Source organism: Holdemanella sp. MSK.7.32, from assembly GCF_024460475.1.
Lineage (GTDB): Bacteria > Bacillota_I > Bacilli_A > Erysipelotrichales > Erysipelotrichaceae > Holdemanella.
Window position 1 is genome coordinate 33,849 of record NZ_JANFYN010000017.1, and the last position, 11,134, is coordinate 44,982.

12 protein-coding genes and 1 other annotated feature are annotated in these 11,134 nt (G+C 35.5%); of the genes, 1 reads left to right on the plus strand and 11 read right to left on the minus strand.

Annotated elements, in window-relative coordinates:
• Positions 1–46: 46 nt before the first annotated feature.
• The 11 genes from aspS to NE544_RS05710 form a co-directional block, all read right to left on the minus strand.
• Positions 47–1,783: an aspartate--tRNA ligase gene (gene aspS, locus NE544_RS05660; protein WP_256268653.1), complete on the minus strand. Its 1,737-nt coding sequence runs from the start codon at positions 1,781–1,783 to the stop codon at positions 47–49.
• A 2-nt stretch (positions 1,784–1,785) separates the two neighbouring features.
• Entirely contained in the window at positions 1,786–3,096 is a 1,311-nt protein-coding gene (gene hisS, locus NE544_RS05665; RefSeq protein WP_256268654.1) for a histidine--tRNA ligase, read from the minus strand.
• Positions 3,097–3,134: 38 nt separating this feature from the next.
• Positions 3,135–3,324: a binding site (T-box leader), on the minus strand.
• Entirely contained in the window at positions 3,324–4,058 is a 735-nt protein-coding gene (locus NE544_RS05670) for a YebC/PmpR family DNA-binding transcriptional regulator (protein WP_117926353.1), read from the minus strand. It overlaps the preceding feature by 1 nt.
• Positions 4,059–4,117: 59 nt before the next feature.
• Positions 4,118–5,104 carry a PhoH family protein gene (locus NE544_RS05675; RefSeq protein WP_256268655.1) on the minus strand — a complete coding sequence of 329 codons (987 nt, stop codon included), beginning with the start codon at positions 5,102–5,104 and terminating at the stop codon, positions 4,118–4,120.
• Between the two features lie 12 nt (positions 5,105–5,116).
• Positions 5,117–5,296, minus strand: coding sequence for a 30S ribosomal protein S21 (rpsU, locus tag NE544_RS05680; RefSeq protein ID WP_003865021.1), 180 nt, complete (start codon positions 5,294–5,296; stop codon positions 5,117–5,119).
• Between the two features lie 78 nt (positions 5,297–5,374).
• Positions 5,375–6,817: a UDP-N-acetylmuramoyl-L-alanyl-D-glutamate--2,6-diaminopimelate ligase gene (locus tag NE544_RS05685; protein ID WP_118114506.1), complete on the minus strand. Its 1,443-nt coding sequence runs from the start codon at positions 6,815–6,817 to the stop codon at positions 5,375–5,377.
• Positions 6,808–8,097 (minus strand): tRNA (N(6)-L-threonylcarbamoyladenosine(37)-C(2))-methylthiotransferase MtaB, encoded by a 1,290-nt coding sequence (gene mtaB, locus NE544_RS05690; protein WP_256268658.1) that lies wholly within the window; start codon positions 8,095–8,097, stop codon positions 6,808–6,810. The genes NE544_RS05685 and mtaB overlap by 10 nt, the downstream gene beginning before the upstream one ends.
• Before the next feature lie 7 nt (positions 8,098–8,104).
• Entirely contained in the window at positions 8,105–8,824 is a 720-nt protein-coding gene (locus NE544_RS05695) for a 16S rRNA (uracil(1498)-N(3))-methyltransferase (RefSeq protein WP_256268659.1), read from the minus strand.
• Positions 8,824–9,552, minus strand: a complete 729-nt coding sequence (locus NE544_RS05700; protein WP_118114503.1) for a pseudouridine synthase — start codon at positions 9,550–9,552, stop codon at positions 8,824–8,826. Before NE544_RS05700 ends, NE544_RS05695 begins: the two co-directional genes overlap by 1 nt.
• Before the next feature lie 3 nt (positions 9,553–9,555).
• Positions 9,556–10,101 (minus strand): SMC-Scp complex subunit ScpB, encoded by a 546-nt coding sequence (gene scpB, locus NE544_RS05705; protein ID WP_117926341.1) that lies wholly within the window; start codon positions 10,099–10,101, stop codon positions 9,556–9,558.
• 1 nt (position 10,102) lies between these two features.
• On the minus strand, positions 10,103–10,834 hold the full coding sequence (locus NE544_RS05710; protein WP_118114513.1) for a ScpA family protein: 732 nt from the start codon (positions 10,832–10,834) through the stop codon (positions 10,103–10,105).
• A gap of 90 nt (positions 10,835–10,924) precedes the next feature.
• On the opposite strand from NE544_RS05710, the gene NE544_RS05715 reads away from it, so the two are divergent.
• Positions 10,925–11,107: a hypothetical protein gene (locus tag NE544_RS05715; protein ID WP_256268660.1), complete on the plus strand. Its 183-nt coding sequence runs from the start codon at positions 10,925–10,927 to the stop codon at positions 11,105–11,107.
• Positions 11,108–11,134: the final 27 nt, after the last annotated feature.

The following is an 11,134-nucleotide window of genomic DNA, read 5'->3' on the forward strand; positions in this document are numbered from 1 at the left end:
ATATAATTATATCAGAAATACGAAAAGACAGGAAAAAATTCCTGTCTTACTTTGTTTCAATACCCAATTCTTTTAATTGTGCTGGATCCACTGGACTTGGTGCCTGTGCCATTAAATCCGATGCACTTGCTGTTTTAGGGAATGCGACTACATCACGAATGTTGTCTGTACCCGCTAGAATCATAGTTAAACGTTCTAGACCAATACCTACACCTCCATGAGGTGGAGTTCCATATTGGAATGCATCCATAAACCAGCTGAATTTTTCATGCGCTTCTTCTAAAGTCATACCGATAGCTTCAAATACTTTTTCTTGAAGCTTTTGATCATGAATACGAATGGATCCTGATAATAATTCATAGCCGTTTAATACTAAGTCATAAGCTCTAGAATAACAATGTGCTGGATCACTCAACAATTTATCGACATCTTCTAAGTTAGGTGATGTGAATGGGTGGTGAGCCGCTACATAACGGTTTTCATTTTCATCATATTCAAACATTGGGAAATCAGTAACCCATAAGAATTCATAGGCATCTTTGTTGATCAAATCTAAATCATGGCCTAATTTCACACGCAATGCACCAAGTGAGGATTGAGCCACTTTCTTCTTATCCGCTACGAAGAATACAATATCATTTTCTTCGATATTCAACATTGTACGCAATGCTTCTTTTTCGGCATCGGTTAAAACTTTTGTGACACTTCCCGCAAAGCCTTCGGCTGTTAATTTTAAGTTGGCAAGCGCTTTTGCACCATATACTTTTACATAATCTTGTAGTTTATCCAATTGCTTTCTTGAGAACTTGTCCGCCCCATTTTTAACATTCATAGCATGGATGATGCCACCTTCATTTAAGCAATTTTCAAACACTTTAAATTCAGTGTTTGAGAATACTTCACTGACATTATACAAAGGCATGTCAAAACGTAAATCTGGTTTATCTGAACCATATTTTTCCATACAAGTATCATATGGAATACGTTTAAATTCTGGTAGTTCAATTCCCTTGATATCTTTGAAGATTTCTTTCATCAAACCTTCTGTCATTGACCAAATGTCTTCTTCGTCCACAAAACTCATTTCAATATCGATCTGTGAGAATTCAGGTTGACGGTCTGCTCTTAAATCTTCATCTCTAAAACAACGAGCAATTTGAAAGTAGCGATCCATTCCACCGACCATCAATAACTGTTTGTATAGCTGTGGCGATTGTGGAAGTGCATAGAATTGGCCTTTACTAATACGACTAGGCACTAAATAGTCACGTGCACCTTCTGGAGTCGAACGACACAAAATAGGTGTTTCCACTTCAGTAAAACCATATTTAGCTAAGTAGTTACGAACTAATAAAGTAATACGGTTTCTTAAGATTAGGTTCTTTTGAAGAACTGGTCTTCTTAAATCTAAATAACGATATTTTAAACGAGTATCCTCTAAAGCATCTGTTTCATCCGCAATGATCATTGGTGTAGTGATCGCTGTATTCACAATTTTTACTTCACGAACTACAACTTCAATTTCACCCGTTTCAAGCTTAGGGTTTTTGTCTTTTCTTTCAACAACCCTTCCTTTTACTTGTAGTACATATTCATTACGTACATCACTGATTTGTGTTGCTATATCTTCATTGAATACAAGTTGTGTAATACCATAACGATCTCTTAAATCGATGAAGACCAAAGCTCCAAAGTTACGACGTTTCGCAACCCAGCCACATAAAGTGACTTCTGAATTTACATCTTGAAGACGCAATTCTCCATTGTTATGAGTTCTATACATTTCTATTCTCCTTCATGTTCGTGATGATGATGACTTTCTTCTTCTAATAAAGAATCAACATATGGAATCAATTCATCAACACGAATAGTTTCTTGTTCTTTATGTGCAATATTTTTAACTGTGACTTTCTTTTCTTCCAATTCCGATTTACCTATCAAAATCGCAAGTTTAGCCTTTGCACGATCCACAGCCTTAAATTGTGCCTTAAAGCTTCTTTCCATCATATCCATATCGCAACGATATCCATATGCTCTAAGCTCAGTCAACACTTCAAATGCATAGGTTCTAGCTTCTTTATCAAGGCACATTACATAAGCATCTAATGCCGGTTTTTGTTCCAATTCAATACCTTCAGCTTCTAAGGCAATCAATAGACGTTCCATACCTAGAGCCCATCCAATACCACTCATGCCTTCGGGTCCACCAAAATATGAAATCAATCCATCATAACGTCCACCTGCTAAAACTGTGGATTGTGCACCCATTTCTGAATTCATAGATACAATCTCAAATACTGTATGAGTATAGTAATCCAATCCACGAACCAATTTGTCATCTACTTCATAAGGGATTTCTAATTTATCTAATAATTCACATACTGTATTGAAGTATTCTTGACTGGCTTCATTTAAATAATCTGACATCTTAGGTGCATTCTTCATGCATTCATGATCATGATCTACTTTACAGTCTAAAATACGTAATGGATTTTGTTCATAACGACGTTTACAATCCCCACACAACTCATCTACGTAAGGAGCAAAATATTCTTTTAATGCACTACGATAGTTTGCACGAGACTCATCATCACCTAATGTATTTAGGCATACTTTAATGTCATTTAATCCTAGTGATTTAAGAATTGAGAATGCAAGTACGATTGTTTCTACATCGACATAAGGACTTTTAACACCTAAAGCCTCTACACCAAACTGGTTAAAAATACGCATTCTACCTTTTTGAGGACGTTCATGTCTTGACATAGGTCCCATATAATAGAATTTTGCGGGTAGATCAGGATTTGCGAACATTTTATTTTCAACAAAACTACGAACAACACCTGCAGTTCCTTCTGGGCGAAGTGTTAATGATGTTTTTGAGTTTTCAAGTTTAAAAGTATACATTTCTTTGTTTACCATGTCACTTGAATCGTTTTCTCTTTTGAAGACTTCTGTATGTTCAAAAATAGGTGTACGAATTTCATCATAATTGTACATGTAACAGAAACTTCTTAATGTTTGTTCAAGAGCTTGCCATTTGTAGGATTCATTCCCAAATACATCCTGACAACCTCTAGGAATTTGATATGCCATGCGTTTTCCTCCTTTAAATAAACAAAAAAACGCCCTGATATAAGGACGTTTTAAACGCGGTACCACCTTATTTTATACGTAAAGTATACACCTCAAGTCTTAACGCGACGAACGGTTGGTTTTTGTCCAACTCCTCCAAAGTGTCCCAATAAGTATTCTACGAAAATTTTCACCAGCCATTTTCTCTCTACAGTATATCCTTATTTTCTTCTTTTTCTTAGGATTAATTATTCAGCTTCATCTAGATTTGAAACATTGTGATATACATTTTGTACATCATCAACTTCATCTAGTAAAGTAACTAAACGTTTGAATAAAGTTAAATCTTCACCGTGAAGTTCAACTTCTTCATTTGGAATCATCTTATCTTCTAAGACTTCAAATTTAACATCAGGAATCAATTTTTCAACAACAACTTTTGCATCATCCAATTGTGTTGGATCTACAGTAATTGTCATATATCCTTCTTCGATTTCGATGTCATTTAATTCGATTTCTGCTTCCAATAATGCGTCCATCATAGCTTCTTCATTATCATATTGAATAACGATTACACCTAAGTGTTCATATCCAAATGATACAGATCCACCAACACCTAATTTAGAATGCGATTTATTAAAACAAGCTCTTAAGTTTGCGATTGTACGGTTTGCGTTATCTGTCAAACAATCAATGATGATTGTAGATCCAGCACCCTGTCCAAATCCTTCATAACGAGCACTTGAATAACTTTCATCAGCACTACTTTTTGCTTTTTCGATAGCACGCTTGATTACGTCAGCAGGCACGTTGTTTGCCTTCGCACGATCAATCGCCTTCTTTAAAGTCTGGTTCATATCTGGATTAGGGTCACCGTTTTTTGCAGCAACTAAAATCTCTTTAGAATATCTAGAATAAATTTTTGCCTTCGCATTGGCTGTCTTCTGCATTGCTGCAGCACGAACCTCAAAATGTCTTCCCATAGATTTATCACCTTTCATTTTATTTTTTACAGTTAATTATTATAACAGTCAAAGTCGAATTATTCAACCTTGGCATAACGTTCAATAATTTTTTGAACCAATGGATTTCGAACCACATCACTATTTTCCAAATGAATGATTGAAATACCATCAATATGATCCAAGATTGTACAAGCCTGCATCAAACCTGAATCCTTTTTCTTGATCAAATCGATCTGTGTAACATCTCCCGTTACAATCATCTTACAATTTTTACCCATACGTGTTAAAAACATCTTCATCTGTGCACACGTCGCATTCTGCGCTTCATCCAAAATCACAATAGCATCATTTAAAGTACGTCCACGCATAAACGCTAAAGGTGCAATTTCAATAACTTGTTTCTCCACATACTTTTCAACTGTTTCTAAACCTAGCATCTCATTTAATGCATCATATAAAGGCCTTAGATAAGGATCTACCTTTTCCTTCATATCACCAGGTAAAAAACCAAGGGATTCCCCTGCCTCAACAGCTGGGCGCGTAAGAATGATTTTTTCGACTCGTTCACTCTTTAACATGCTCACCGCATAAGCTACCGCAAGATAGGTTTTACCAGTACCAGCAACACCTGTCGCAAAAACAATTTCATTATGACGCATCGCATCACATAAAATAGCTTGTCCAATTGTTTTTGGATAAATCATTTTACCTGTTTTCGTCTTACATACAGCCTGTAGCTGATGAGCCTTAAAATCTTTTAAACGATTCTTAAAAGCCAAAGAACAAATATAACTTACATCTTGTGAATTTAAACGATGCTGCGTATCAATAATTGAAAAACAAGCCTCAATGACTTCTTCTACTTTATGTGCAGATAAAGTCTCGTTTACTTCCACTTTGATTTTTTGGTCACGAATCATACATACAGATTTAAAGCATTTACTCAACATATCCAAGTTGGAATCTTGAAATCCTGCAAAAATCTGAATCTCTTCAAATGTTCTATCGGAACAATCAAATTCAAAAAAAGACACAAATCTCCTCCTCAAGAAAAAAATCTGCATTAAAAATGCAGATTATTTACCTCTACGTGCTTTACGTGCAGCTTCAGATTTTAACTTTCTGCGTACACCTGGTTTTACGTAAAATTCTCTTTTGCGCGCCTCAGCAAGGGTGCCATTACGAGAAACCTGACGTTTAAATCTTCTTAAAGCGTCATCAAGTCCTTCGTTTTCTTTAAGAACTACTTTTGGCATATTCACAAACCTCCCTTCCCAAGATTAGCAAAAACATTATATCAAAGATTTCATATAATGCAAGCACAATTTGATTTTTTAAGCTAAACTTGCCTGAATACACTCTTTAGCCGCTACATTGTCGCCAACCCAAGGGGCTCTTCCATTTTCACGATAGATAAAGCTTTCATCGCCCTTACCAAGAAGCAATACCGTATCTCCTTCTTGAGCTGAGCTGATTGCCTGATGAATGGCTTCATAGCGATCTTGTACAAACACATGTGGTGTATTTTGAATGCCTGACTTGATTTGTTCGGCAATTTCTTTAGGATCTTCATCACGAGGATCGTCTTCTGTCACTATGATATAGTCACAATACTTATCGGCAAGTTCACCAAAGACTTTACGCTTATGTACATCACGTTTACCAGCTGATCCAAATACCGCAATCAAGCGATGACCTGGCATTGTGACACTACGTCCAAACTGCATCATTTTTTCCATACCATCGGGTGTATGTGCAAAATCAACGATTACGTTGTATGGCTGACCACAATCAATACGTTCCATACGACCTTCAACTTGGGCAATATGTGCACATTTTTCAATGATTCTTTCTAAATCATAACCTGTTTCATTGAGTGCTGCAATAACAGCTAATAAGTTATAAACATTAAAGTTACCCACTAAATTTGTCTTAACCGGATACATATGACCTGAATATACCAAGTCAAATTGCGTACCTTGAGAACTCATCTTAATATTAATAGCACGATAATCTGCTTCACTATTTATCGCATAAGAAATAACACGTGCTTTTGAACAATCCTTTAAAGCTCCATATTTTTCATCATCCTTGTTAATTACGGATACACCATCTTCTTTGACTAAGTTTTTAAACAACAAAGTCTTCGCTTCAAAATAATTTTCCATTGTGCCATGGAAATCCAAATGATCATATGTAAGGTTTGTGAAAATCGCACAATCAAAAGAAATACCATCGACACGATGTTGAGCCAAACCATGACTCGATACTTCTAAAGCGCAAGCCTTCATTCCACAGCGAACCATATCTGCCAATTTAGACTGCAAGAACAATGCATCTGGCGTAGTCAAATTTGGTTGCAACTCAATATCACCATATTTGATCGCAATCGTACCAATATAGCCACATGGTGTTTTGTCGTTGATAATATCACGAATGATATTTGTGATTGTTGATTTTCCATTTGTGCCCGTTACACCATACATCTTCATTTTATCACTTGGACGAGCATAGAAAATACGAGCCACTTTATTCATGGCATCATTGACATCTTCTACACGAATATATACAGCGCCAGGTGCCATATTCAATAATTCTTTTGAATGTACAATACATACAGCTCCATTTTTTATAGCTGAATCAATAAAATCGTGGCCATCATTTGTAAGTCCTGGTAAACAGAAATAAATATTTCCCGGACGAACGGTTCTTGAATCAAAACTTAAACCCGTAATATTGACTGTCGGTGCATTTTTAAATAGTTTGCTTAATCGCATACAACATCCTTCTTTCCATAGTAGGTACCATCTTCAATACGATCCCATTCGATAGTGATTCTACCACTTAATGGTGTATCACTCAATATCTTACAAGAATGATATTGATTTGTATAACCCGTATAATAGCCATCTTGTTTTCTTTCAATCAAGACTTGTACTGGATTAAAACGCTTCATGTCACGTTCTCTGCATGCATTCGAAAGTTCAAGTAAACGAGCCACTCTAGCTTTGGCGACCTTCCCATTGATTTCACCCTTTAAAGTACTTGCCTTTGTTCCATTACGCTTACTATAAGGGAAAACATGGAAGAAGCTTAATTCTAGATCCGCTAGATTTTCATATGTCGTTTCAAATTCTTCATCACTTTCCTGGACAAAGCCTGCAATCACATCCGTTGAAATCGAAATATCTGGAATACAAGAACGAATATAGTTGATTTTTTCTTTAAATTCCTCAATTGTATATGGACGATTCATACGTCTTAATGTTTCATTACATGCCGATTGTACCGGAATATGTAAATGATGACACATACGAGGATTCTCTTTCATTAACGCAATCAATGCATCACTGACTTCTGTAATTTCTATACTTGAAATACGATAATACACAGAGTCTGGCGTATTTTCTAATAAGGCTTTCATTAATTTAGCTAAATCGTATTCTCCATCATCATAACGACCCGTATGAATACCGGTTAACACAATTTCTGTATGTCCTTTATCACATAGATCTTTGGCAATTTGAATCACCTGTTCATGATTTAAACTACGCTCTCTACCACGCGCAAAAGGAATCGCACAATAGGAACAGAATTGATTACATCCATCTTGTACTTTTAAGAAAGCTCTATGCATCGATTCAAAACAATGTACAGGCATAGCTTCAAAATCTTTAAATTGCGTAACCTCATTGACAACGTCAATTTTTTCATGATCCTGTAATGCTTTTTGGATTAAATTCACCAATTCATTTTTTTGTTTGGCACCAATCACAAGATCGGCATCCAAAGCCTTTCTTTCATCTTCACTTGCGAACTGTACAAAACATCCCACAACAACACATAAGGCATTTGGATTCATTCGTTTGGCATAATGAATCTTTTGACGTGATTTGCTGGCGGCTGTGTTTGTGACAGTACACGTATTGATGATACAAATATCACACGCTTGATCCGGTGATACTTGTTCATATCCTAATTCTTCTAATTGACCTGCATAGTATTGTGATTCATACGCATTTACTTTACAGCCTAGTGTAATAATTGAAAATTTCATTTATCCCTTATCCTTCCACATGATTTTGGTATTCAATAGCTGTCAACACATAACAAGCAGCCGTTTCTGCACGTAAGATGTTTTTACCTAGAGAACAATTGTCAAAACCAAATTCATTTAATACTTGAATTTCACTCTCTTCAAATCCACCCTCAGGCCCAATACATACAGTAATGGATTGTGGATTGTCTTTTAAATAATGGGCCATATGTTTTGAAGGATCATTTTCCTTTTCATAGGCCACTAAATTACATTCACTCTTATAATTTGATAGCTTCTTCAACGCAATCACAGGTTCTAATTCCACTAACGTATTGCGATTGCACTGTTTTGTAGCCGCAAGTAAGATTTCATTCCAACGAATGAGTTTCTTTTCAGCTTTTTTTTCATCCAGTTTTACCACTGTATTCTTCGATACAAAAGGAACAATTTTATGAACACCAAGTTCACAAGCTTTTTGAAGCATCCATTCAAACTTATCTTGTTTGATCAAAGCACAACATAAGGTGATCGATTGATTTTCTTCAAAGACATCCACCATGGAATCAATCACTAAATTAGGCTTATTTTCAACATGCCCAAAGAATACCCCTGAATTTTTAGTAACAATACGAATCTTTTCTTTTGATGTCGTACGAAGTACATCAAAGATGTGGTGCGCTTGTTTAGTATCTAAACAAATTACATCCTGTACCGAAACATTTTGATCTAAATAAACTTGTTTCATTATTTTTGTTCGCCTTCCATGCTTAAGCGATTCAATTGTTTGATTTCATATGGTTTTAAACGACGATATTCTCCGGCTCTTAAATCCTTTACGTCTAAGAACGCAAACTTCACTCTGTGCAAACGACGCACTTCATGGCCTAATGCCAGCATCATATTTTTAACCTGATGATTTTTTCCTTCTGAAATCGTTAATTCGAATTGGGTACGATTACGCGTTAAATCTTTTTGAAGCACAAATACTTTTGCCGGTTGATACTTTTCTGTCTTAGTTTTTAATCCTCTTCGTAATTGTTTGATGTCATCATCACTTAAGATACCTTGAAGATTGACAACATATGTCTTTTCTAAGTGATAACGAGGATGAATCATATGGTTACAAAATTCCCCATCATTTGTAAGTAGTAAAACACCACTCGTATCATAATCCAAGCGTCCTACAGAGAAGATTCTTTGGTTTTGTGGCATGTAATCCAATACGGTTTTTCTGCCCTTGTCATCACTACTTGTACATAGACAACCTTTTGGTTTATTCATGATGTAATACACTTTTTCTTCTTTTGAAATCATATTTCCATTGACTTCTATACTATCCTGGTTCGATACTTTTGTACCTAAAACGTCACATACTTTTCCATTGACTTTGACTTTACCATCTAAAATCAATTCTTCGGCTTTTCTTCTTGAACAAATACCTGCTTGGGCAATTACTTTTTGTAGTCTTTCCATTGTCTATTCTCCTTCAAATAATTCTTCACTATTGTTTCTAGTTTGAGGTAGTTCCGGCAATTCTTTTAGATCTTCCAATTGAAAAGCATCCAAGAATTCATCGGTTACACGATATAATAAGGGCTTTCCAATCGCATCTAAACGATCTTTTGCTTCAATTAAGCCACGAGCCACTAATTTCTTTAACATCATTTCACAATTTACACCACGAATCTCTTCAATTTCAACACGCGTAATCGGTTGTTTATAAGCAATAATAGCTAAAGTTTCCATGGCAGCCTGTGAAAGGGTGGGTTGTTTATATTCTTCAAATAATTGTTTGCCATAAGGATATACAAATTCTTTTGTGACAAACTTAAAACGATTCGCATATTCTACAAGTTCAATTCCTTTTGAAGAACTCGAATATTCTTTTTTTAACGCATCCAATAAGACACGTATATCATCCATTTCTAAATTTTGTAGACCATGCATCATCTGGTCCATAGTCAAGCCTTCTTCTCCACTTAAGAATAAAAGGCCTTCTAATATCGCTTTCGCATTATCCATTCTACAAATCCTCTCTTGCGACCCAAATCATTTGCGTCTCATCAATGGAATACGTCATCCATTTTTCATGTATTAAATCTAATATCGATAAAAAAGTCACAATCACCATATGTAAGCTTGTACAATCTGCACATAGATTTTGAAATGAAATAGACCCCTCAAGATGTTTCATTCTCTCTTTGATTTGTACTGCTCTTTCTTCGATTGATAATTCTTTGATTGTGATCTTTGTTTCATACGGTTGTAAAAGCTCCATGCGCACAATACAATGGCGCATTGCCTTCATTAAATCATAAGGTGATTGTGCTTCTAAAGTATCACTTTCAACAGGTACTTTCCATTCTTCCACTAAACTAGAAACGGGACGCGAAAAATGCAGTTGTCTTTGTTCGTAATCTTCCTTTAAGGCTAGACTTACTTCTTTATATCTTTGATACTCTAATAATCTTGCGACCAGTTGATCACGCTGATCTTCTTCATATTCTTCTTCTACTTCAACCGTTTCTCTTGGCAGAAGTTTCTTTGACTTATATGCGATAAGACTTGCCAACTCTGACAAATATTCGCTAGCTACTTCTAGATGCATATTTTGCATGGCATGAATATAATCAATATATTGTGTTGCCAAAACATTCATATCTAAGTCAAACAGATCCAATTTATTTTCTTTGATCAAATGCAGCATCAGATCCAAAGGACCTTCGAACTGATCTAACGTTATTAAAAAATCCATACTATCACCCATATTAGTCATTATAACAAATTTTAAAAAGCTTTTCATCTCTAACGAGTAATGTTAGAATAATTAGACAGGAGGTATGTCATGCGTAGAGCCATTCTCTTTTTAATTTTTGCGTTGTTTTTAGCGATGGTCATTCAGCCAAATTTAAATAAACAAATTAAAGAAAAATCAAAAATCGATGTTCCTGAACAAACGAATTCGACAATTATTACCAATGATACAGTTGACAATTCGCGCGGTAGTTCGACAGTTGTAAAATCGTAAATACTCCAAATGTCGCTTATGTAGCGC

Bases quoted from the DNA above. Each gene is read 5' to 3' on its own strand.
- aspS (WP_256268653.1), bottom strand. From the start codon at position 1,783: ATGTATAGAACTCATAACAATGGAGAATTGCGTCTTCAAGATGTAAAT.
- NE544_RS05700 (WP_118114503.1), bottom strand. From the start codon at position 9,552: ATGGAAAGACTACAAAAAGTAATTGCCCAAGCAGGTATTTGTTCAAGA.
- NE544_RS05670 (WP_117926353.1), bottom strand. From the start codon at position 4,058: ATGGGAAGACATTTTGAGGTTCGTGCTGCAGCAATGCAGAAGACAGCC.
- NE544_RS05715 (WP_256268660.1), top strand. From the start codon at position 10,925: ATGCGTAGAGCCATTCTCTTTTTAATTTTTGCGTTGTTTTTAGCGATG.
- mtaB (WP_256268658.1), bottom strand. From the start codon at position 8,097: ATGAAATTTTCAATTATTACACTAGGCTGTAAAGTAAATGCGTATGAA.
- NE544_RS05675 (WP_256268655.1), bottom strand. From the start codon at position 5,104: ATGCAGATTTTTTTCTTGAGGAGGAGATTTGTGTCTTTTTTTGAATTT.
- NE544_RS05685 (WP_118114506.1), bottom strand. From the start codon at position 6,817: ATGCGATTAAGCAAACTATTTAAAAATGCACCGACAGTCAATATTACG.
- NE544_RS05695 (WP_256268659.1), bottom strand. From the start codon at position 8,824: ATGAAACAAGTTTATTTAGATCAAAATGTTTCGGTACAGGATGTAATT.
- rpsU (WP_003865021.1), bottom strand. From the start codon at position 5,296: ATGCCAAAAGTAGTTCTTAAAGAAAACGAAGGACTTGATGACGCTTTA.
- scpB (WP_117926341.1), bottom strand. From the start codon at position 10,101: ATGGATAATGCGAAAGCGATATTAGAAGGCCTTTTATTCTTAAGTGGA.
- NE544_RS05710 (WP_118114513.1), bottom strand. From the start codon at position 10,834: ATGGATTTTTTAATAACGTTAGATCAGTTCGAAGGTCCTTTGGATCTG.
- hisS (WP_256268654.1), bottom strand. From the start codon at position 3,096: ATGGCATATCAAATTCCTAGAGGTTGTCAGGATGTATTTGGGAATGAA.